The sequence below is a fragment of the Nocardioides sp. genome, assembly GCF_030149505.1.
GTDB lineage: Bacteria > Actinomycetota > Actinomycetes > Propionibacteriales > Nocardioidaceae > Nocardioides.
Genome location: NZ_JASBRN010000039.1, coordinates 21405 through 43030 on the forward strand (window position 1 = coordinate 21405; position 21626 = coordinate 43030).

The window sequence follows — 21626 nt, forward strand, 5'->3', positions numbered from 1 at the left end:
TGCTCTCAGGCGGGTGCTCTCAGACGGGTGCTGTCAGGCGGGGCCGATCCGCTCGGCGACCAGCGCGGCCGACAGCCCGACGAACGGCAGCCCCGACCCGGGGGTCGCGTGTGCGCCGACCGCGTGGAGGTGGGCGACCGGGGTGTCCGGCCCCAGCCGGGCCCGGACCGTGCCGCGTCCCTGCCACAGCACGCCCAGCGGGGAGCCCGACCAGGCCTCGACCTGTTCGCGAGGAGAGCGGTCGACCCGGTGCACCACGTGGTCGCGGAGGTCCAGACGTGCCCGTGCCAGCGCGCGCAGCACGTCCTCGGCCAGCTTGCCGCGACCGTGCACCGTCCAGGCGTGGCGGCCCTCGGGAGCCGTGCCGCCGGTCCGCACGACCAGCATCGGGTCGCCGTGCAGGACCACCTCGTGCGGCAGCTGCGGCACCTCGCCCTCCAGCCCGAGGTGGCAGGTGACCGGCGGGATGGCCGGCATCGTCCGCTCCACCAGCCGGGCCAGTGCGGGCAGGGCCCGCGGGTCGATGGCGCAGACCACCTCGTCGGCCTCGAGGTCACCGGCCGAGGTGCGCACCCCGACCGCACGCCCCTCGCGGACCAGCACGTCCAGGGCGCGGGTGCCCAGCAGCACCTCCACCTTGCGGGTGGCCAGGCGTGCTCCGAGCACCTCGCCGAGCCGGGCCATGCCCCCGGGGACGGTCCAGGCCCCGAAACGCTGCTCCAGGAACGCCACCAGGCCCATCCAGGCCGGCACGTTGCGCAGGTCGTGGCCGTCGGCGAGGAAGGGGTAGGCCGCCACCTCGCGCTGCCGCTCGTCCCGGAACCTCCGGCGCAGCCGCTTGTGCAGCATCTCGCGGGAGTCCAGGCGCTGCCGCACCTGCGCGGGCAGTGCGGTGCGGTCCCAGGGGTGCTCGAAGTAGTGGTGGCGCAGCACCTCCCAGTCCTCGGTGAAGGAGTAGACGTGCTCGGTCCACCGCTGGCCCAGGCCGGGCTCGAGGGCGTCCCACGCCCGCAGCTGGCCGGCCCGTGCCGAGGGCAGCGACAAGGTCGTGTCGTCCTCGAAGCGGTGCTCGCGCAGCAGCTCCAGCGGCTCCAGCTCCAGCTCGCGCTCCAACGGGCGACCGGTCTTGCGGAACAGGTCGCGCACCACCGCCGGCAGCAGGGTGTGGGTCGGCCCGGCGTCCCAGGTGAAGCCCTCCTCGCTGATCGAGCCGAGCGCGCCGCCCAGGCTCGCCGCCCGTTCGACCAGCACCACCTGGTGCCCGGTCTTGGCCAGCCGGGCGGCCACGGCCATCCCGCCGAAGCCGCCACCCAGGACGACGACGCGGCTCACGCCGACGCCTCGGGTCCGACCTCGACCTCGCGGGCGCCTGTGAGGGCCAGCAGCTCGGCGTACGTCGTGGAGAAGACCGCGGCCGGGTGGCCGGCCGCCGCCCAGACGACCTCGTGGTCGGCCAGGGCGCGGTCGAGGTAGGTCGGCACGGGGGAGGGATGGGCAAGGGGGGACACACCGCCGATGACCTGGCCGGTGTGCTCGCGGACGAAGTCGGGCGAGGCGCGGCGCAGCCGGGGCACGCCGATCCGCGCGGCGGTGGCACCTGTGTCGACGCGGTGGGAGCCCGAGGTGAGGACCAGGACCGGGCCCTCGCCGGTGTCGAAGACCAGGCTGTTGGCGATCGCTCCCACCTCGCACCCCAGTGCCTCGGCGGCCAGCGCGGCCGTGTGCACGGCATCGGGCAGCACCACGATCCGGCCCGTCCCACCCAGCCGGCGGTGCTCGGCACGGAACCGCGCCACCCCGGGGTGGTCGGCTGCCGCTGTGGCCGCCGCGTCGGGGGGCTCGGGGGAGGGGGGCTCGGCAGGCATGGGTCAGACCCTAGGAGGAGCCACGGCCCTGGGGGCAGGCGGTCCGCCGAGGTCGTAGAGTCGGGGCGTGAGCAGCGACGTGGATGCGAGGGTCGAGGACGCACCGACCGGGACGCCGACCGCGCACCGGGTCTCCCTCTGGTTGCTCGGGGCGGTCCTGGCCCTCGGGCTGCTGACGGTCGCCCTAGTGGGCCTGCTGCGCGAGCAGATGGTGCTCAACTGGGCCGAGGGCCACCGGCAGGCGCGGGAGATCGTCGCCCAGCGCGGCCTGGACTACCTCATGGACGAGCGACCGATCGCGGTGCCGCAGTTCTTCGCCGTCTCCGCGGTGCTGTACCTGACCGTGGCCTCCCTCGTCGCCGTGCTCGCGATGTTCTACGCCAACGGCCACCACTGGGCGCGGGTCTGCCTGACCGTGCTGCTGGTGATGACCGTGATCGCGACCGGCTCGGGCCTGCGGGTCGAGCCGCCGCTGACCTTCTCGGCGCTGAGCGTCCTGGGCATCGTGCTGGTGGTGGCGCTGCTCGTGGCCATGTGGCACCCGCGCACCACCGACCACCTGCGCGCCACCCGCGCCCGGGTGGACTCCGGCGCCTTCTGATCTGGGCCGATCTGGGCTGAGCCCACCGGCGAGGCCGGGGAGGGCCTAGCCGGCGCGGTGCTGCAGCAGCCCCGAGCCGACGGTGCCGACGGGGTGCGGCACGAGGCCGAGGGCCTGCTCGACCACCGCGAGGAAGCGGTCGGCGTCGCGGACCAGGTCGTCGGCCTCGCGCTCGGTGACGGCGCGGCGCGACCCGGCCTCGGCCGCGGCGCGCTTGGCCGCGCCGGCGGAGAAGAACCCGGCCCACTCCGCCAGCTCGGGTGCGACCTCGGCCAGCAGGACCCAGGCGTTCTTCTGCCGCTTCCCGCGGGTCGGCTGGGGTCGGGCCCGCGCGGCCAGCAGCGCGGCGGCCGCACGCAGGGCTGCGACATGGGCGCAGGCGTAGCGGGTGGGGACGTCGCGGGTGCCCATCGCCTCGGCCAGCGACTCCGCGGAGCGGGCGAGGTAGGAGTGGGTCGTCGCCGGCAGCACGTGCGGCGCGTAGGTCGGGTGCGTGGTCATCGGGGCTCCTCGGGTGGGATCGGGCGGGCTGGTCGTCGGGGCTGGTCGTCGGGGGCTGGTCGTCGGCTCTGACCTGGTGGGCTCGATCGGGGGCTCAGTCGGTGCAGCCCACGAGCTGCCACCGGTCCTCGACGGGGTCGTGGCACAGGTCGAAGGTGCCGGGTCCGACGCCCCCGGCCGGGCCACGGCCGGCCTCCACCCGCCACAGCCGCCGCTCGCCGAGCAGCTCCTCGAGGGTCGTGCCGCCCGGCTGCTGGCCCGGCTGCTGGCCCGGCTGCTGGGGGGAGTCCTCGGAGCCGAGGACGGCCCGGACCCCGCCGTGCTGCCACCACGCGCCGGTCTCCACCCAGTGCGCGAGCACGCCGCGCACCTTCCACAGCCGCCCGCGCCACAGGAACTGGGCCGGACCCTCCTCGGGCCAGTCCGCGACCGGTCCGCGCCGTACCTCCACGGGCTCGTCGTAACGTCGCACCGCGCACCTCCTCCGCACCTCGGGTCGAACGCTGGATCGAACACGTGTTCGACCATGGTGACGACGGTACTCCCGACCTCCGACAGTCCGTCAAGCACTTGACGGCCGAGCGTGACGGGGGGCTATGGTGACGCCTTCTTCGAACACGTGTTCGACGAATCGAGCCGGTGCTGGACCGGCATCGGTCCGTGCCGGCCGGGTGCGAGGAGTGCCGTGTCCGGGGTCGAGACCGATGCGAGAGGTGTGCCGTGCCCGACCCCTTCCCCCACCTCCACGTGGCCTCCGGCTACTCCCTGCGCCACGGCGCCTCCCTGCCGCCGCGGCTGGTCGAGCGCGCCGTCGAGCACGGCATGGACGTCTTGGCCCTCACCGACCGCGACGGGGTCTACGGCGCGGTCAAGTTCGCCAAGGCCTGCGCCTCCGCGGGCATCGCCCCGGTCCTCGGCGTCGACCTGGCCCACCAGCCCGGGGGAGCAGGCCCGGGTCCCGGCGTCCCGTCCCCCTCGCCCCGACCTCGTACGCCGGTGCGCGGCGGTGCCTTCCGCGACCCGCGGCTGCCCCGCGTCACGGTCCTGGCGCACGCCGCCGGGCCCGGCGGTGGACGGGGCGGCTGGGCGGCGCTGTGCCGGCTGCTCTCGGCCACCCACCTGGCCGGTGAGCGCGGCACGCCGGTGCTCGACCCCGACGACCCGGAGGTCGCGGGCCTGCTGGTCTCCGGCGACCTGGTGGTCCTGCTGGGCCCCGGCTCCCTGCTGGGCCCGGCGGTGGTGGAGCGGCGCGACGACCTGGTCCGGGCCGAGCTGGCCCGCTGGCGCGGCCGCGTGCCCCGGGGCTGCCTGCAGGTCGAGCTGGTCTCCCACCGCACGCCCGGCAGTGCGGCGCACGCCGCCCGCCTTGCCGGGATCGCCGCGGAGGTGGGCCTTCCCACGGTCCTGACCAACCAGGTGCGCTACGCCGAGCGCCGCGACGCCCTCACCGTCGACGTCCTCGACGCCGCCCGCCGGCTGGTGGCGCTCGACCGGCGCCACGTCGACCGCGCCAACGCCGAGGGGCACCTGAAGTCCGGTCCCGAGATGCGCCTGGTCGCCGAGGAGGTCGCCCGTGCCGCCGGCGGCGGCCCGGCCGAGGCGGCCCGGCTGCTGGCGCGCACCCGTGCCCTGGCCGAGCGCTGCGCCCTCGACCCGGCCTCCGACCTCGGCCTGGGGGAGGTGCACTTCCCGGAGTTCGAGCTCGCGCGAGGGCCGGGCGAGGCGTCTCGAGGCCCGGCCGCTGACGCGGACGCACTCCTGCGGGTCCGCTGCGAGGCCGCGATCGGCGGCCGCTACGGCAGCAGCGGGCTGCAGGTGGTGTGGAAGCGGCTCGACGACGAGCTCGCCACGATCCGCGAGCTGGGCTACGCGTCGTACTTCCTCACCGTCGGCGACGTCACCGACCTGATCAAGGACCTCGGGGTCCGGGTGGCCGCGCGGGGCTCCGGCGCGGGCAGCCTGGTCAACTACCTGCTCGGGATCTCCGGCGTCGACCCGATCCGCCACCAGCTGCTCATGGAGCGCTTCCTCTCCCCGCTGCGCCAGGCGCTGCCCGACATCGACGTCGACGTGGAGTCCGCGCGGCGCACCGAGGTCTACGAGGCGATCCTCGACCGCTACGGCGGCGAGCGCTGCGTGTGCGTCTCGATGATGGACACCTACCGCGTCCGGCACGCCGTGCGCGACGTCGGTGCCGCCCTCGGGATGCCACCGCTGGAGACCGACGCGATCGCCAAGGCCTTCCCGCACATCCGCGCCCGCGACGCCCGCACCGCCCTGCGCGAGCTGCCCGAGCTGCGCGCCGGTGGGCTCGGCGAGGAGCGGCTGGACCTGATGTTCTCCCTGGTCGAGCGGCTCGACGGGCTGCCGCGCCACGTCGCGGTCCACCCGTGCGGGGTGCTGCTCTCCGACGCCACGCTGCTGGACCGCACCCCGGTCGAGGCGTCCTACGCCGGGTTCCCGATGAGCCAGTTCGACAAGGACGACGTCGAGGACCTCGGCCTGCTCAAGCTCGACGTGCTCGGCATCCGGATGCAGTCCTCGATGGCGCACGCGGTGGCCGAGATCCGCCGGGTCGAGGGGGTGGAGGTCGACCTCGACGACGAGGCGCAGGTCCCGCACGACGACCCGGCGACCTACGAGATGGTCTCGACCGCCCGCACCCTCGGCATCTTCCAGATCGAGTCCCCGGGCCAGCGCGAGCTGGTCGGCAAGTCCGGCATCGAGAGCTTCGAGGACGTCATCACCGACATCTCGCTCTTCCGGCCAGGGCCGGTCAAGAGCGACATGATCACCCCCTACCTCGAGGTCAAGCAGGGCTGGCGGCCCGCGCGCTACCTCCACGAGGACCTGCGCCCGATCCTCGGCCCGACCCACGGTGTCGTGGTCTTCCACGAGCAGGTCATCGAGATCATCGGCTGCTTCGCCGGGGTCACGTTCGCGCAGGCCGACGAGCGGCGCCGGGCGCTGGGCAGCCGCGAGGGCATGCTCGACACCAAGGTCTGGTTCTTCCCGCGCGCCCTGGGCCGCGGCTACCCGCTCCACGTCGTGGAGGAGGTGTGGTCGGTGCTGGAGGCCTTCGCCTCCTTCGGCTTCTGCAAGGCCCACGCCGCGGCCTTCGCGCTGCCGACCTTCCAGTCGGCCTGGCTCAAGGCGCACTGGCCGGCGCACTTCCTGGCCGGGGTGCTCACCCACGACCCGGGGATGTACCCCAAGCGACTGATCCTCGAGGACGCCCGCCACTGCGGCATCGAGATCCTGCCCCTCGACGTCGCCGCCAGCGGCAAGGAGTACTCCGTGGAGGTGGTCGAGGAGGGGGACGGGCCCGGTCCGACCACGCCGTGGTGGCAGGACCACGAGCCCAGCACGGGACGGTCCCGCCGCTGGGGCATCCGGCTGGCGCTCTCGGAGGTCAAGGGCATCAGCGAGGCCGAGGTCGACCGGGTCGTCGCGGCCCGGCCCTACCACTCCCTCACCGACTTCTGGCACCGCGCGCGGGTCTCGCGCCCGGTGGTGGAGCGGCTGGTGCTGGCCGGCGCGTTCGACTCGACCTACGGCTTGGGGGCCGCCCCCGACGGGGGAGAGGTACGCCGCCGCGGCACCGTCACCCGGCGCGACCTGCTGCTCCAGGTCGCCGAGCTCGACCGGCACGGCCGCGCCCTCGAGCGGGCCGCGGCCCGGGGCCGGGGCCGTCCGCGCGCGAGCGGGCGCACCCGGGCCCAGCAGGTCGCGCAGGCGGCCGCAGCCCGCAACAGCACCGACGCCGACGTACGGGACCGGCAGCGGGAGGCCGAGCCGGTCGGCGAGCGCGACCTGCGCGGCGACCGGCGCCCCGACGACGTGGGTGCAGCTGGTCTGGCAGCAGGCCCGGCCGGGGGCCCCACGGGCATCTGGGGCCGCTCGCTGGCGCAGGCGCGGACCGCGCCCGTGCCCGAGCCGGTGGAGTCGGTGCAGCTCGCCCTCGACCTGGGCGACGCGCCGGGGGAGGGCGAGGTCTCCGGGCTGCCGGAGATGAGCGCCGAGGAGCGGATGCGTGCGGAGCTGGAGATCCTCGGCCTCGACGCCAGCCGGCACGTGGTCGACACCTACGGCCCGTTCCTCGACGCGCTCGGGGTGACCCGCAGCCGCGACCTGCTGGGGCAGCGCAGCAAGGCCGAGCTGCTGGTGGCCGGGGTCAAGGTCGCGACCCAGACCCCGCCGATCCGCTCGGGCAGGCGGGTCGTCTTCCTGACCCTCGACGACGGCACCGGCCCGGTCGACGCGACCTTCTTCGAGGACGCCCAGGGCCCGTACGCCGCCACGGTCTTCCACTCCTGGCTGCTGCTGGTGCGCGGGGAGCTGCGCCGCACCGGCCACCGGGGGGTCTCGCTGCGCGCCACCGGCTGCTGGGAGCTGCCGCTCCTGCACCGGACCTGGCGCGAGGAGGGGGTCGAGGCGGTCCGGGCCGCGATGGCGGTGGTGCCCGAGGGCTTCGGCGGGGTCGGTGTCGAGCTGGCCGGGCCGGGGGCGGCCGAGAGCCGCGCGAGCCGGCCGGTGATGGCGCGCCCGCAGACCTTCGGCGACGCCGACGACGGGCGCCCCACCGCAGGCGGCATGGGCCAGCGCCGGGTGCTGGTGCACTCCAGCGGGTTCAAGCAGTCGCCGTACTCCGACATCAAGCCGGCCGGCGACGACACCCGCGACGTCGCCCGCAAGCTGTGGCACCGCAGCCCCGGGAGCCCCGGGTGATCCCCGCTCCCGACGGCCTAGGGTGGGCCCCATGTCTGGTGCCAGCAGCGAGCAGCGTCGCAACGTCCGCACCGCCGTGGTGTGGGACGACCTGCGCGAGGTGCTCGGCGGGGACGGAGGGTCCGCCCCGCTCGACGTCCTCGACATCGGCGGCGGCACCGGCGTCTCCGCGGTCCGGGTCGCCGGCCTGGGCCACCGCGTCACCGTGGTCGACCCCAGCCCCGACGCCCTGGCCTCCCTCGGCCGGCGTGCCCGCGAGGAGGGCGTGGAGGTGGTCGCGCACCAGGGTGACCTGTCCGCGCTGCTCGCGCCGGAGGGCCCGGTCGCTCCCGGCAGCGCAGACCTGGTGCTGTGCCACGGGGTGCTGGAGCACGTCGTCGACCCCGCCGCCGCCCTCGGCACCCTGCGCGAGGTGCTGCGCCCCGGCGGCACCCTCTCGCTCCTGGTCGCCCAGCGGCACGCAGCGGTGCTGGCTCGGGCCATGGCCGGCCACTTCGGCCAGGCACTCGCCCTGCTCGAACCCGGTTCGCCCGAGGCGAGCGGCGGCCGCGCCGGTCGACGCTTCACCCACGACGAGGTCGCCGCGCTGCTCGACGGCGCCGGTCTCGGGCTGCTCTCGGTGCACGGGGTGCGGGTCTTCGCCGACCTCGTCCCCGGCTCCCTGCTCGACCTCGAGCCCGGTGCCACCGCGGCCCTGCTCGAGCTCGAGACCGCCGTGGCGACCCGCCCGGAGTACCTCCCCCTCGCGACCCAGCTGCACCTGCTCGCCCGCGCCTGAGGACCGCCGAGCCGTCAGTTCTGCACCCTCGAGCAGTCAGTTCCGCACCCTCGAGACGTCACGTCCGCATCTGAGGGGGCGGCGATGACCGAGACCCCGATCCTGCACGTCGACATGGACGCCTTCTACGCCTCCGTCGCGACCCGGGACTGTCCGGACCTGCAGCAGGTCCCGGTCATCGTCGGCGGCGGTCACCGGGGCGTGGTGCTCTCGGCCAACTACCTCGCGCGCGAGCACGGGGTGCGCTCGGGGATGCCCTCGGCGCGCGCCAGGCGGCTGTGCCCGCAGGCGGTGACGATCAGTCCCGACCACGAGGTCTTCGGCACCGTCTCGGCCGCCGTGGTCGAGACCTTCCGGCGGGTGACCCCGCTGGTGGAGGTGGTCTCCCTGGACGAGGCCTTCCTCGACGTCCGTGGGTCCGTGCGCCGCTGGGGGCCGCCCGAGCAGATCGCGGAGGACCTCCGCGCGACGATCCACGACGAGCAGGGCATCACCTGCTCGGTGGGGGTCGCGGCCTCGATCTCGGTGGCGAAGCTGGCCAGCCGCCGGGCCAAGCCCGACGGCGTGGTGGTGGTGCCGCCGGAGCGGGTCACCACGTTCCTGCACCCCCTCGACGTGGGGGAGCTGTACGGCGTGGGGGAGAAGACCCGGGCGATGCTGCACCGCCTGGGCCTGGTCACGGTGGGCGACGTCGCCCACACCCCCTCGCGCACGCTGCAGCGCGCGGTCGGCCAGGCGCTGGGCCGGCACCTGCACGAGCTCGCCTGGGGGCTGGACCGGCGCGAGGTGGTCGCCCGCCGGGCGCCGGCCTTCGGGCTCGGCGGGGGCGACCCCGACAAGTCGATGGGGGCCCAGGAGACCTTCGGCCGCGACGTCGACGACCGCGAGGTGGTGCTGCGCGAGCTGCTCGCGCTGACCGCGAAGGTCGCCCACCGGATGCGGGTCGCCGGGGTCGCGGGGCGCACGGTGACGCTCACGGTCCGCTTCGCCGACTTCACCACCCTCACCCGCTCGCGCACCCGGGAGGAGGCCACCGACGTCACCCAGGAGATCTACCGCACCGCGGTGGGCCTCTACGACGCCCTGGGCCTGCAGCGGGCCCGGCTGCGGCTGGTCGGGGTCCGGGTGGAGGGTCTGGTGCCGCGCAGCACCGTCCACCACCAGCAGGTGCTGGGGGAGCGGGAGCACGGCTGGCCCGAGGCCGACCGCGCCGTGGACCGTGCCACCCGACGCTTCGGCAGTGCCGCGGTGCGGCCGGCCAGCCTGCTGGGGTGAGGCGGCGGTCGGGACCTCTGGCCCAAATTCGACGCATCCCTACCGTGCGCGCCGAGGCCTGCCTAGACTTGCCGCAGGCCTGTGTGGGCCGTCACGGAGCGACGCGAGCAACCTGGAGGAACCGTGCCACTCTCGGAAGAGGAGCTGCGACTGCTCGAGCAGATGGAGCGCGCCCTCTCCGAGGAGGATCCCAAGTTCGTCTCCACCCTGCGCGGCACCTCGCTGCGCAAGGCCGCGCGGCGTCGCGCGGTGCTCGCCGGGGTCGTCTTCGTCCTCGGCATCGTGCTCCTGATGACCGGTGCGGTCATCAACCTGTGGCCCGTCGGCCTCGCCGGCTTCGTGGTCATGCTCGGCTCCGCCACCCTCGGCCTCAACGCCCTGCGCGGCCAGGCCCAGGCCGCGTCCGCTCCCGCCGCCCCGGCCGGTCGTGCCGCCGGCTCCGGCTTCACCGTCATCGACGGTGGCCGCCGCGGTCGCGCCGGCAAGGCCAAGGGTCGCCCCCGCTCCAGCGGTTCCTTCATGGAGCGCGTCGAGGAGCGGTGGCGTCGTCGCCGCGAGGAGAACGGCGGCTTCTGACGCGCGTGGGTGATCGACGTCGGAGATCACCCACGACCCTGTCGGGTCGAGCGAGCACGCGGCTGCGGGACACAGCCGCGCCGCGTGTCGAGACCCTGCCGTTCCCGGCCGCCCTGGCCTGCGATCAGCGGGCGTGGTCCACGAGCTCCCGCTCGACCGCGGGCGCCGCGTGACCCGAGACCCGGGTCGGACGCAGCAGCGTCCGCGGTGCCCACGCCGCCCTGCGTCGTACGCCGTCCGCGGCCGTGGCCTGCAGGCCGGCCAGCACCGCAGCACCCAGGGGCTGCCAGTCGCCGGCGGTCGCGGTGTCCCCGGCGCGGGAGTAGCGCGACCGCTCCAGCGCGACGACCAAGGTGTCCAGCGCCGCGACGGACTCCTGCGACCCGGCCAGGTGCGGCTGCAGCCCCCCCGCGGTCTCCCGCAGCGAGCGGCCCTCGGGCCATGGCACCCCGAGGTCGAGGGCGCTGTCGCGCAGCTCGGCCCACACGTGCTCGGGGCCTCCGGCCAGCCGCTGACGACGCCGACGGTCCCGCCAGGCCCGGGGGCTGACGGCGAGCCCGACGAGCAGCAGGAGCGCGGCGGTCCAGGCCAGCACGGTGCCGACCCACGACGGCACGCCGCCGGTCTCGGTGGCGGACCCGGTCCCGGCCTCCGGGGTCTCGGTGGGCTCCGCGCTCGGCTCCTCGTCGGCCGGGCCGCCGGGGGCCGCGGTGTCGTCCTGGGGGCGTCCGCCGGGGGTGATCGGCTCCTCGACCGGACCGTCGACGCTCTGCCGCGTGTAGGTCGGCACGCCGCTGGCGCGGTCGGCAGGCGTGGGCTCGAAGCGCACCCAGCCGGCGCCGGCGATGAAGAGCTCGGGCCAGGCGTGCAGGTCGTAGGCGGAGTACTCGAAGACTCCGCGCTCGACCTCGTCGGGGACGAGGAAGCCGACCGCGACCCGCGCGGGGATGCCGAGCTGGCGCGCCATCACGGCCATGGCCGCGGCGAACTGCTCGCAGTAGCCGACCCGACCCCCCTCGTCGGTGGAGAGGAAGGAGACCAGGTCGTCGGTGCCGTTGCCGGGCGGCACCTGGTCCAAGGAGTAGGTGAAGTTCTCGCGGAACCAGTCCTGCAGCGCGACCGCCTTCTCGAAGCGGGTCGGGGCGGAGGCGGTCACGTCATTGGCCAGCTGCCGGATGATCGCCGGCATGTCCGGGGGCAGCTCGGTGAAGTCCGCGGAGACCTGGCCGGCGGAGGTGCCGGCGTCGGCCAGCTCCTGGGCGGAGAGGTCGAGCTGCACCCCGGTCATGGAGTAGCGCAGCCCGGAGGTGTCCAGGTCGTCGTCGGCGGCCAGGAAGTCCATCGTCTCGACGTCGTAGCGCCAGTCGCCGTCGGCGCGCACGGTGGTGACCGGCGCCATCGTCGGCAGCCAGGTGGAGCGGAAGTCCTCCAGCACCTCGACGTCGTAGTCGAAGGTGGTGCGCGGCACGTCGGGGTCGACCCCGGTGAGGTCGGGCACGCGTCCCTCGGGCCGGTTCTCGGTGGGGATCTCCCGGTCCCCGGAGCTCCACTCGTTGGCCGTGAAGCGCGAGAGCACCGAGATCCGCAGGTACGACGGGTCGGGGTCGTCGGTGCGCATCCGCAGCAGCGGGACGTCCTGGCCGCGGTTGAGGTCGCGGCGCAGGTCGACCATGGGGTTCTCGATCTCGATGCCGTCCCCGCCACCGGTGCCGCGGCCGATGTCGAGCAGCTGCACGTCCAGGGTCGGGATCGCCAGCGGCACCACCACGGCCAGCGCCGTCGCGGTCAGGCCGACCGTGGCCGCGCCCAGGCGCACACCGGCGCTCTGCAGCGCCGGGGCGCTCGCGGCGCGGTCCTCGCCGTCGAGGGCCCGGCCCCACCGGCCGACCGTGGCGGCCTCCTGGCGGAAGAGCAGGACGAGGAAGCCCAGGGCCGAGAGCGCGAAGACCCACCACGTGAGCTCGGTGCCGACCAGGCCGACGGGCAGGCTGTAGATCGTCAGCAGGGGGATGCCCGCGAGCGGGGTGCGTCGCAGGCCGGCGGCGAGGAGGTCCACCAGGAGCAGGCACAGCAGACCGCCACCGATGAGCAGGGGGGCGACGTCGGCCTCCGACGTGGGGACCGGCGGGGCGAAGGCCTGGGCGCCCTCGACCGCGAGGTCGACCGCGGCCCGCAGGTCGGTCCAGGCGCCGCCGATGGGCACCGGCGAGCCGCTCACGGCGTAGCTGGCGACCATCCCGCCGAGCAGGGTCTGCAGCAGCAGGACCCCACCGGTGCCGATGCGTGCGGCGCGGCCGAGCCCGCCGACGCCGGCGACGACGACCGCCAGGACGACCAGCGGGACCAGGAAGGTGGCGGGCCGGTCGGTGAAGCCGCGCCAGGACAGCAGCGTCACCCACGTCGTGGCGGCCGCGAAGCCGGCGGTGGTGAGGGCGGCCCCCGGGCTCGGGGCGGGCCGGCTCATCGCCCGACCCCGGTGCCGACGCGGTTGCCGAGCTCCTGCCACGCCGGGTCCAGCGCGTCCTGGGGGCCGAGCGCCACCGCGCGCCAGCCCTGGGAGGCCAGCAGCGGCGCGGCCGAGCCTGTGGGGCGGCCGGTCCAGGCGTCGACGTCCAGGGCGATGGCCAGCGGCGTGGCGGTGTGGGACTGCATCCGGCGCAGCACGGGGGCATCGGCCTCGCCGATCGCCCCGAGGACGGCGACCACGAGGCCGCCGTGGCCGGGCTCGGAGAGCCAGCGGGCGTCCAACCGGGTCGCGCTGGTGGGCTGCAGGACGGCGAGGGACTCCAGCAGGGGAGCGGTGTTGCGGTCGGCGTCGCGGTCGTGCCAGAGCGCGTGCTCGGCCGCGTCGGCGGTGACCAGGCGCACCTGGTAGCCGCGGTGGGCCAGGTGGGTGGCGACCGAGGCGGCGACGCTGACCGCCGTCTCGAGGGAGGAGGCCGGCCCCTGGCCGCGGTGGGCCTCGGCCCGGTTGTCGACCACGATCGTGGCCCGCGCCTGCCACGGTTGCTCCTCGCGCCGGACCATGAGCTCGCCCATGCGTGCCGAGGAGCGCCAGTGGACCCGGCGCAGGTCGTCGCCGCGGCGGTACTCGCGCACGGTCACGTCCTCCGCGCTGCCGGTGGCGAAGGAGCGGGGCCGCTGGTCGCCCGAGCCGTGCGAGGAGCCGGAGAGCCGCACCGGGGAGAGCGGGACGGTGCGCGGGGTGACGGTCAGGAAGGTGGTGGTCTGGAACGCGCGGCCGAGCTCGACCAGGCCGAACGGGTCGGTCACGCGCACCTGCATCGGCCCGATCTCGTGGCGCCCGCGCAGGTCCGAGCGCACCTGGTAGGAGACCTGCCGGTGCCAGCCGCTGCGCACGCCCTCGAGCACGAACCGGGGGCGGCTGCCCAGGGCGTACGGCACCCGGTCCTCCAGCAGCAGCACGCCGCTGGGGGTGCGGCCCTCGTTCGTCAGCGACAGCGTGACCCGGGCGGCCTGCCCGGCCGCGACCAGGCCCGGGGTCACGGTGCGCACCAGCGCGAGCCGGTAGCGGCTGCGCCCGAGGAGCAGGGCGGTGACCAGGGGGAGGGCCAGGACCAGGACCCCGACGCGGGTCAGCGCCGGCTGGCCCAGCAGCACCGCGCAGACCACCGCCGTCACCCCGGCCGCGACGAAGGCGCGCCCGCGCACGGTCAGGCCGGCCAGAGCCTCGCGCACCTCAGTGGCTCCCGAGCGCCCGGACCACTACGACCGCTGTCCCTCGGGCACGGCGACGCCGGCGAGGATCCGGCCGAGCACCTCCTCGGTGGTCCGCCCGCCCATGGAGGCCTCCACGCTGGGCAGCAGCCGGTGGGCGAGCACCCGCTCGGCGAGGCCGGAGACGTCGTCGGGCAGGACGTAGTCACGACCCGACAGTGCGGCGTACGCCTTGGCGGCCCGCACGAGGTGGAGCGTCGCGCGCGGTGAGGCACCCAGGCTGAGCTCGGGGCTGCGCCGGGTGGCGGCGCTGATCGCGACCGCGTAGCGCTGCACCGGCTCGGAGACGTAGACCTCGCCCACGATCGAGGTCAGCTTGCGCAGCTCGGCCGCGTCGGTCACCGGCTCCAGCTCGTCGAGCGGGGTGTGCGAGGTGTGGCTCTGCAGCATCGCGAGCTCGGCCGCCTCGACGGGGTAGCCGATCGAGACCCGGGCCATGAAGCGGTCCCGCTGCGCCTCGGGCAGGGCGTAGGTGCCCTCCATCTCGATCGGGTTCTGCGTCGCGATGACCATGAAGGGGGAGTCCAGCTGGTACGTCGCGTTGTCGACGGTGACCTGCCGCTCCTCCATGCACTCCAGGAGTGCCGACTGGGTCTTGGGCGAGGCGCGGTTGATCTCGTCGCCCACCACGATGTTGGCGAAGACCCCGCCGGGGCGGAACTCGAAGCTGCGGGTGTCCTGGTTGAACACCGACACCCCGGTCACGTCCGAGGGCAGCAGGTCCGGGGTGAACTGGATGCGTCGTACCGAGCAGTCGATGCTGCGGGCCAGGGCCTTGGACAGCATCGTCTTGCCCACGCCGGGCACGTCCTCGATCAGCAGGTGGCCCTCGGCCAGGAGCACGACGAGCGTCGCGGAGACGACCTCCGGCTTGCCCTCGATGACCCTCTCGATGTTGGTGCGGACCCGGTCGGCGACGCGGGCGAGCGTCTCCAGGTCGGCACCGTCGGTGCTGGGTGCTGCCACAGCTGGGTCCTCCCGATGGGTCGTCACGCCTCGCTCCACCGTAGGCGGTCGCGGCAAGAAGCAACGTAGCCGCCGGCCGGCGCAGGGCTGTGACGCGCGGGGTCACGGGTTGGTTGCGATCCGGCGCCGAGGGCTGCGGTGCAGGAGGCCGGGCCCGTGCTGGCGACCCCGGCTGGCGGCCGCGGGGGAGCGGGGTGGCAGAGGGGGGAGCGACGTGGAGCAAAAGGGGGTGGAAGGTGGTTGACGGTGGAGCGAAGTGGAGTAGAGTGGGGGAAAGTGGAGGAGCCAGGAGGTTCCTGACCGTCAGCGGAGGTGCCCCGTGTTCTTCATGGGCACGTACACGCCGAAGCTCGACGAGAAGGGCCGCCTCTTCCTCCCCGCCAAGTTCAGGGACGCGCTTGCGGAGGGCCTCGTGATCACCCAGGGACAGGACAACTGCCTCACGGTGTGGCCCGAGCAGACGTTCATGGCCGAGGCGGCGCGCGCCCAGGCGACGCCCATGACCAACAAGGACGCCCGCGACTACCGCCGCGTGCTCTTCGCGGGGGCCGAGCAGGGCACGCCGGACAAGCAGGGACGCATCGGCATCCCGACCTTCCTGCGCGCCAGCGCCGGTCTCGAGCGCGACGTCGTCGTGGTCGGGGTCGGGGACCGCGTGGAGATCTGGGCTCCGCAGCGCTGGGAGGAGTACTCCTCCGGGGCGCAGGCCAAGTTCGCCGAGCTCGACGAGTCGAGCGGCGAGTAGTCCCCACCGGCGCTCCACCCACGCTCCACCAGCAGGACCAGCAGGACCAGCAGGACCCCCGAGCCGCACAGCACGGACGCACCAACTGAACAACGGGACACCGCAGGGCCTGGTCTCGGCCCGCTCCACCCCCCTTCTGCGACACCTTCCCCGGCCGCAGACGGACCGTCTCTGGGACACCTTCCCCGGCCCCAGATCACGAGCACACGGAGCGGGCAGGGACCAGGCCCGGCGGGATCCCGCAGCAGAGCAGCACCGCAGAGCAGCACCGCAACCCCCACAGCAGCAACCACACGAACGGGTCGAGACGATGAGCAGCACGCACGCGCCCACGCCGGCGCCGGCCGCCGAGAGGCGGGTCCGTCACCAGGCCCGCGACGCGGCGACGCTCATGGTCTTCTCGCTCGCGACGTCCGTGGGAGCCGCCACCGCGCTGGCGCTGCTCTCGAGCCTGGGCCGCTGACGTGCCGGCCCCCCTGCACGTCCCGGTGCTGCTGGACCGGGTCGTGGCACTGCTGGCACCCGCGCTGGAGCGCGACGAGGACCGCACGGCATGCCGGGAGCGGGTGCTCGTCGACTGCACCCTCGGCCTCGGCGGGCACTCCGAGGCGGTCCTGGTCCGCCTCCCGCACAGCCGGGTCGTCGGCATCGACCGCGACCCGCAGGCCCTCGCCCTGGCCGGCGAGCGGCTGGCCCCCTTCGGCGACCGCTTCACCGGCGTCCACGCGGTGTACGACGAGATCCCCGACGTCCTCGAGGAGCTCGGCCTGCCCGAGGTCGACGCGGTCCTCTTCGACCTCGGCGTCTCCTCCATGCAGCTGGACCGCCGCGAGCGCGGCTTCGCGTACGCCGAGGACGCCCCGCTCGACATGCGGATGGACGGCTCGACCGGTCCCACCGCCGCGGACGTGCTCAACACCTACTCGGTGGGCGAGCTGACGCGGGTGCTGCGCGACTACGGCGAGGAGAAGTTCGCCCGCAAGATCGCCCAGGCCGTCGTGCGCCGCCGCGAGAGCGAGCCGTTCACCACCTCGGGCCCGCTCGTCGAGCTGCTGTACGCCGAGATCCCGGCCCCCGCCCGTCGTACCGGCGGTCACCCGGCCAAGCGCACCTTCCAGGCGCTGCGGATGGAGGTCAACGACGAGCTCGCGGTGCTGCGACGTGCGCTCCCGGCGGCCATCGACGCCATCGGGGTCGGCGGCCGGGTCGTGGTGGAGTCCTACCACTCCCTCGAGGACCGCCTGGTGAAGCAGGCCTTCACCGCCGCCACGCGGTCCGAGGTGCCGCCCGACCTGCCGTTCGTGCCCGAGGGGAGCGAGCCGGCCCTTCGCCTGGTCACCCGCGGCAGCGAGCAGGCCGATGCTGCCGAGATCGCCGAGAACCCGCGGGCGGCCTCGGTCCGGCTCCGGGCGGTCGAGCGGGTCCGGCCGGCCGAGCGGCCCACCGGGCGCCCGACGTCGAGGTCCAGCAGCAAGCCCGGCAAGGCCACCAGCACGTCCACGAGCAGGTCCACGAACAGGTCCACGAACAGGGGAGTCGCCTGATGCCCAGCCCCGCCACCCTGCGCCAGCGCGCTCCCCGTCTCGCGGGAGCCGCCGTCGAGCGGGCCCGCCTCACCGTGGTGCCCCGGGCCGAGACCCGGGCCGCCCGCCTGCCCTTCGTCTCCCTCGTCACCGTGCTGCTGCTCGGCGGCGTGGTGGGGCTGCTGCTCTTCAACACCTCGATGCAGCAGTCGGCCTTCACCGCCACCTCGCTGGAGCAGCGGGCCGCGGTGCTCTCGGCGCGCCAGGAGTCGCTCGGCATGAAGCTGGAGCAGTTGCGCGACCCCCAGGAGGTCGCCCGTCGGGCGCAGCAGCTCGGCATGCGCGTCCCGGCCGCCCCGCTGTTCCTCGACCTCTCCGACGGCTCGGTGGCCGGCGACCCCGCCGGTGCGCAGGTCCTCGCCCCCGTCCTGCTGGAGGCCAAGGCCCCGCCGCTGCCCGCGGAGCTCGCCCCCGCGACGCGGGTGGTCCAGCCGCCCGAGGGCACCCTCAGCGGTGACCGGGGCAACGGCAACGGCAACGGTGAGGGCCGGGCCGACGACCGGGCCGACGACCGGGGCGACCGCGAGGGCCGGGGCGATGGGCGTGGCGACGCTGCGAGGTCCGACCGCGGCGGTAGGAATGGGGAGGCGTCCTCGGACCGCGACCGCGGTGGAGACCGGGAGCGCCGCGACGACCGCGGACGCTCGGGCCGCGACCGCTGACCCACCCTCCGGACCACCGCCGACCGGCAGAGACCACCGGCAGAGACACCATCCAGCACCCGAGCACCCCGAGGACACCCGTGAGGACCAGTCGCTACCCCCGCCGCGGCGCTCCGCACCTGCGGCTGCGGATCGGCTTCGTGCTGATCGCCATGGTGCTCTCGGTCTTCGGTGCCCGGCTGGTGCAGCTGCAGGGGATCGACCCCGGCTCCTACGCCGCGATGGCCGCGGCCGAGAGCATGCAGGACGTCGTGCTGCCCGCCACCCGCGGCGACATCCTCGACCGCAACGGCGAGCCGCTGGCCGAGTCGGTCGACGGGCTCATGGTGATCGCCGACCCGGCGCTGGTGAACACCGACGAGGCCGGCAACGAGGTCGACCGGGCCCCGGAGCTGGCCAAGCTGCTGGCCACCAAGCTCGACGTCGACTACGTCACGACGCTGGAGCGGCTGCGCCGCACCGACACCCGATTCCAGTACCTCGCGCGCGCCGTCCCGGCCGCCGACGCACGGGCGGTGGTGGAGCGGGCCCGCGAGCTCGGCTTCGACGGCCTGACCACCCAGCGCGACCCGATCCGCGTCTACCCCGCGGGCGACGTCGCCGCCAACGTCATCGGCTTCCTCGGCACCCCGCTGGCCGACGGCACCCCCCAGCCGCTGGCCGGCTTCGAGCGCACCTTCGACGCCGAGCTCTCCGGCACCGACGGCTCGGCGCGCTACTCCGTGGCCGCCGGTCAGAAGATCCCCCTCGGCGAGCAGACGGTCGTCGAGGCCGTCGACGGCCGCGACCTGACCACCACGCTGGACCGCGAGCTGCAGTGGTACGTCCAGCGGGTCCTGCGCCAGACCGTCTACGGCGCCAATGCCGACTCCGGCGTGGCCGTGGTCATGGACTCGCGCACCGGTGAGGTCCTCAGCCTCGCCGACTTCCCGACGTACGACGCCAACGACCCGCTCGAGGCCGACGAGGCCGACCTCGGCTCGCGGGCGATGAGCGACGTCTACGAGCCCGGCTCGGTCCAGAAGGTGCTGACCCTCGGCGCCCTCGTCGACGCCGGACGCGTCACGCCCCGCACGCGCCTGACCGTGCCGCCGAGCCTGCAGCGCCAGGACCGCGCCATCGGCGACTGGTTCGACCACGGCACCATCAACCTCACCCTGGCCGGGGTGCTGGCGAAGTCCTCCAACATCGGCACCGTGCTGGCCGCCGACAAGTTCGAGGGCGACGAGCTGCGCGACTACCTCACGGCCTTCGGCCTCGGCGAGCCGACCGGGGTCGGCGTCCGCGGCGAGTCGCCCGGCATCGTGCCCGCCGGCTCGCTGTGGACCTCGCAGACCCAGGACCGCGTCGCCTTCGGCCAGTCGGTCTCGGTCAACGCCCTGCAGATGGCCGCCGCGATCAACACCGTCGCCAACGGCGGTGTCCGTGTCGACCCCAGCCTCGTGCGCGGCCGGGCCACCGCCGACTCCGGCGAGGAGGTCGGCACCGAGACCGTCACCTCGCGCCGGGTGCTCTCCGAGGACGCGGCCCGCAAGACCATGCTCATGATGGAGCGCGTCGTCGACCCCGAGGCCGGTGTCGCCCCGGGCGCCCAGGTCCCGGGCTACCGCGTCGCGGGCAAGACCGGCACGGCGCAGCGCGCCAACGCCGAGTGCGGCTGCTACGACGGCACCTTCACCGTCTCCTTCGCCGGCTTCGCGCCGGCCGACGACCCCCGCTTCACCGTCTACGTCGTGGTCCAGAACCCGCGCAACGGCGGGGGCGGTGGCTCGGTCGCCGGCCCGGCCTTCTCGAAGATCATGGGCTACGCCCTGCGCCGGTACGCCGTCCCGCCGACCAGCACGAAGCCGTCCTCGCTCCCCGTCGAGTGGTGACACCCGCTGCCCCTGGCGGGGCGTAGGGTCCTGGGTCCGTGACCACCGCAGACCGGACGGCAGCGCAGACCGCGGCGACGCGCCCCGCGCACCCGCCCACCACCTCGCTGCGCGCGCTCGCCGCGTGGATCGCGGCCGAGCTCGGGGTGGTGGCGGAGGCGACCGGCGAGGCCGCGCTGACCGGCATCACGCTGAGCAGCGAGCGGGTGCTGCCCGGCGACCTCTACGCCGCGCTCCCCGGAGCCCGCGCCCACGGCGCCGACTTCGCCGACCGGGCCCTGGCCGCGGGTGCGGTCGCGGTGCTGACCGACCCCGCGGGTGCCGAGCGGCTGGACCCCGACGTGCCCCGGGTCGTCGTGCCCGACCCGCGCCGGGTCCTGGGCCGGGTCAGCGCCGAGGTCTACGGCCACCCGGCCCGGCGGCTGGTGATGGTCGGCGTCACCGGCACCCAGGGCAAGACCACCACCACCCGGCTGCTCGAGGGCGGACTGGCCGCGGCCGGCACCGTCCCGGCGGTCGTGGGCACGGTCGGCACCCGGATCGCCGGCACCGACGTCAGGACCGCCCTGACGACCCCGGAGGCCCCCGACCTGCACGCGCTGTTCGCGCTCATGGTCGAGCGCGGCGTCGAGGTGTGCGCCATGGAGGTCTCCAGCCACGCCCTGGTGCTCGGCCGGGTCGACGGCGTCGTCTTCGACGTCGCGGTCTTCCTCAACCTCGGGCGCGACCACCTCGACTTCCACGACACGGTGGAGGAGTACTACGAGGCCAAGGCCTCGCTCTTCACCCCCGAGCGCGCCCGCCGCGCCGTCGTCTCGGTCGACGACGAGCACGGGCGGCGGCTGGCGGGGGAGACCACGCTGCCGCTGGCGACCTTCTCGACCGGCGGGGAAGCAGGCGCGACCTGGTCGGTCAGCGACCTCGAGCCGGCTCCCAGCCGCACCGACTTCACCGTCCTCGCCCCCGGGGGCCGGTACGCCGCCGGCGTGCCCCTCGCCGGGGCCTACAACGTCTCCAACGCGCTGGCCGCGATCGCCGCGGCGGGCGAGGCCGGGCTCGACCCCGCAGCGGTCGCGCAGGGGATCGCCGGGCTCGCCGGCGTACCCGGCCGGCTCGAGAGCATCCGTGCCGGGCAGGACTTCGAGGTCGTCGTCGACTACGCCCACAAGCCGGACGCCGTCGAGGCCGCGGTCTCCGCGCTCCGGCCGCTCACCTCGGGCAGGGTGCTGGTGGTGATCGGAGCCGGCGGGGACCGCGACACCGGCAAGCGCCCGCTCATGGGCGAGATCGCGGCCCGGCTCGCCGACGTCGTGGTGGTGACCGACGACAACCCGCGCACCGAGGACCCCGCGACGATCCGGGCTGCGGTGCTGGCCGGCTGCGCCCAGGTGCCGGAGGGCGAGCGGGCCGAGGTGCGCGAGGAGGGCGACCGCCGCCGGGCCATCGCCTGGGCCCTCGAGCAGGCCGCTCCCGGCGACATCGTGCTGGTCGCCGGCAAGGGCCACGAGACCGGCCAGGAGGTCCACGGGGTCGTGCACCCCTTCGACGACCGCGAGGTCGTGCGCGACCTGCTCGCGGGCGCGGGCACGTGAGCGCGCACGTGAGGATGGCCACCCCCGCGGCGGGGCGCGGGCCGGGAGGGCCCGGCATGCGCGAAGATGTTCGACGGTCCGACGGCGGACCGCGGCGCGGAGCCGCGGGAGCGGGCCGCACGACACAGGTAGAGACGGAGGT

Annotated in this window: 18 protein-coding genes; 11 read left to right on the forward strand and 7 right to left on the reverse strand. The window is 75.0% G+C overall.

Features of this window, described 5'->3' with window-relative positions:
* Positions 1-33: 33 nt before the first annotated feature.
* Both Q1V71_RS07305 and Q1V71_RS07310 read right to left on the reverse strand, forming a co-directional pair.
* Positions 34-1332, reverse strand: a complete 1299-nt coding sequence (locus tag Q1V71_RS07305) for an FAD-dependent oxidoreductase (protein WP_300642362.1) — start codon at positions 1330-1332, stop codon at positions 34-36.
* Positions 1329-1865, reverse strand: a complete 537-nt coding sequence (locus tag Q1V71_RS07310) for a YbaK/EbsC family protein (RefSeq protein WP_300642365.1) — start codon at positions 1863-1865, stop codon at positions 1329-1331. Before Q1V71_RS07310 ends, Q1V71_RS07305 begins: the two co-directional genes overlap by 4 nt.
* 67 nt (positions 1866-1932) lie before the next feature.
* Between Q1V71_RS07310 and Q1V71_RS07315 the strand changes: the two genes are divergently transcribed.
* The gene (locus tag Q1V71_RS07315; RefSeq protein ID WP_300642368.1) at positions 1933-2466 is read left to right on the forward strand and encodes a hypothetical protein; all 534 of its coding nucleotides are present in this window, start codon (positions 1933-1935) and stop codon (positions 2464-2466) included.
* Positions 2467-2511: 45 nt separating this feature from the next.
* On the opposite strand, the gene Q1V71_RS07320 is transcribed toward Q1V71_RS07315, so the two are convergent.
* Positions 2512-2967 carry an SAV_6107 family HEPN domain-containing protein gene (locus Q1V71_RS07320; RefSeq protein WP_300642371.1) on the reverse strand — a complete coding sequence of 152 codons (456 nt, stop codon included), beginning with the start codon at positions 2965-2967 and terminating at the stop codon, positions 2512-2514.
* 94 nt (positions 2968-3061) lie between these two features.
* Positions 3062-3439 (reverse strand): DUF6504 family protein, encoded by a 378-nt coding sequence (locus tag Q1V71_RS07325; RefSeq protein WP_300642374.1) that lies wholly within the window; start codon positions 3437-3439, stop codon positions 3062-3064.
* A gap of 248 nt (positions 3440-3687) precedes the next feature.
* On the opposite strand from Q1V71_RS07325, the gene Q1V71_RS07330 reads away from it, so the two are divergent.
* The 4 genes from Q1V71_RS07330 to Q1V71_RS07345 all read left to right on the forward strand — a co-directional run bounded on the left by Q1V71_RS07330 (position 3688) and on the right by Q1V71_RS07345 (position 10324).
* A complete protein-coding gene (locus Q1V71_RS07330) occupies positions 3688-7695 on the forward strand; it encodes a DNA polymerase III subunit alpha (RefSeq protein WP_300642377.1) in 4008 nt (1335 codons plus the stop codon).
* A 31-nt stretch (positions 7696-7726) separates the two neighbouring features.
* Complete coding sequence (locus Q1V71_RS07335) at positions 7727-8473, forward strand: methyltransferase domain-containing protein (RefSeq protein ID WP_300642380.1); 747 nt, start codon at positions 7727-7729, stop codon at positions 8471-8473.
* Between the two features lie 84 nt (positions 8474-8557).
* Entirely contained in the window at positions 8558-9748 is a 1191-nt protein-coding gene (gene dinB, locus Q1V71_RS07340; RefSeq protein WP_300642383.1) for a DNA polymerase IV, read from the forward strand.
* A 123-nt stretch (positions 9749-9871) separates the two neighbouring features.
* Positions 9872-10324 carry a DUF3040 domain-containing protein gene (locus tag Q1V71_RS07345; protein ID WP_300642385.1) on the forward strand — a complete coding sequence of 151 codons (453 nt, stop codon included), beginning with the start codon at positions 9872-9874 and terminating at the stop codon, positions 10322-10324.
* A gap of 124 nt (positions 10325-10448) precedes the next feature.
* Here Q1V71_RS07345 and Q1V71_RS07350 read toward each other — a convergent pair whose 3' ends face one another.
* The 3 genes from Q1V71_RS07350 to Q1V71_RS07360 are packed head-to-tail and all read right to left on the reverse strand — an operon-like array spanning position 10449 to position 15028.
* Complete coding sequence (locus Q1V71_RS07350; RefSeq protein WP_300642388.1) at positions 10449-12788, reverse strand: DUF3488 and transglutaminase-like domain-containing protein; 2340 nt, start codon at positions 12786-12788, stop codon at positions 10449-10451.
* Positions 12785-14023 (reverse strand): DUF58 domain-containing protein, encoded by a 1239-nt coding sequence (locus Q1V71_RS07355; RefSeq protein WP_300642391.1) that lies wholly within the window; start codon positions 14021-14023, stop codon positions 12785-12787. The genes Q1V71_RS07350 and Q1V71_RS07355 overlap by 4 nt, the downstream gene beginning before the upstream one ends.
* A gap of 27 nt (positions 14024-14050) precedes the next feature.
* Entirely contained in the window at positions 14051-15028 is a 978-nt protein-coding gene (locus tag Q1V71_RS07360; protein ID WP_300642393.1) for a MoxR family ATPase, read from the reverse strand.
* Positions 15029-15356: 328 nt separating this feature from the next.
* Between Q1V71_RS07360 and mraZ the strand changes: the two genes are divergently transcribed.
* The 6 genes from mraZ (at position 15357) to Q1V71_RS07390 (ending at position 21484) form a co-directional block, all read left to right on the forward strand.
* Positions 15357-15773, forward strand: a complete 417-nt coding sequence (gene mraZ, locus Q1V71_RS07365) for a division/cell wall cluster transcriptional repressor MraZ (RefSeq protein WP_300642396.1) — start codon at positions 15357-15359, stop codon at positions 15771-15773.
* 310 nt (positions 15774-16083) lie between these two features.
* Positions 16084-16236, forward strand: a complete 153-nt coding sequence (locus Q1V71_RS07370; RefSeq protein ID WP_300642399.1) for a hypothetical protein — start codon at positions 16084-16086, stop codon at positions 16234-16236.
* Position 16237: 1 nt separating this feature from the next.
* On the forward strand, positions 16238-17317 hold the full coding sequence (rsmH, locus tag Q1V71_RS07375) for a 16S rRNA (cytosine(1402)-N(4))-methyltransferase RsmH (RefSeq protein ID WP_300642402.1): 1080 nt from the start codon (positions 16238-16240) through the stop codon (positions 17315-17317).
* On the forward strand, positions 17317-18018 hold the full coding sequence (locus Q1V71_RS07380; RefSeq protein WP_300642405.1) for a hypothetical protein: 702 nt from the start codon (positions 17317-17319) through the stop codon (positions 18016-18018). The genes rsmH and Q1V71_RS07380 overlap by 1 nt, the downstream gene beginning before the upstream one ends.
* Positions 18019-18098: 80 nt before the next feature.
* Complete coding sequence (locus Q1V71_RS07385; protein ID WP_300642408.1) at positions 18099-19892, forward strand: penicillin-binding protein 2; 1794 nt, start codon at positions 18099-18101, stop codon at positions 19890-19892.
* Positions 19893-19930: 38 nt separating this feature from the next.
* Positions 19931-21484 (forward strand): UDP-N-acetylmuramoyl-L-alanyl-D-glutamate--2,6-diaminopimelate ligase, encoded by a 1554-nt coding sequence (locus tag Q1V71_RS07390; protein WP_300642411.1) that lies wholly within the window; start codon positions 19931-19933, stop codon positions 21482-21484.
* Positions 21485-21626: the final 142 nt, after the last annotated feature.

Excerpts from the sequence above, each read along its gene's own strand:
- Q1V71_RS07320 (WP_300642371.1), bottom strand. The coding sequence starts at position 2,967 with ATGACCACGCACCCGACCTACGCGCCGCACGTGCTGCCGGCGACGACC.
- dinB (WP_300642383.1), top strand. The coding sequence starts at position 8,558 with ATGACCGAGACCCCGATCCTGCACGTCGACATGGACGCCTTCTACGCC.
- Q1V71_RS07310 (WP_300642365.1), bottom strand. The coding sequence starts at position 1,865 with ATGCCTGCCGAGCCCCCCTCCCCCGAGCCCCCCGACGCGGCGGCCACA.
- Q1V71_RS07370 (WP_300642399.1), top strand. The coding sequence starts at position 16,084 with ATGAGCAGCACGCACGCGCCCACGCCGGCGCCGGCCGCCGAGAGGCGG.
- Q1V71_RS07350 (WP_300642388.1), bottom strand. The coding sequence starts at position 12,788 with ATGAGCCGGCCCGCCCCGAGCCCGGGGGCCGCCCTCACCACCGCCGGC.
- Q1V71_RS07380 (WP_300642405.1), top strand. The coding sequence starts at position 17,317 with ATGCCCAGCCCCGCCACCCTGCGCCAGCGCGCTCCCCGTCTCGCGGGA.
- Q1V71_RS07335 (WP_300642380.1), top strand. The coding sequence starts at position 7,727 with ATGTCTGGTGCCAGCAGCGAGCAGCGTCGCAACGTCCGCACCGCCGTG.
- mraZ (WP_300642396.1), top strand. The coding sequence starts at position 15,357 with ATGGGCACGTACACGCCGAAGCTCGACGAGAAGGGCCGCCTCTTCCTC.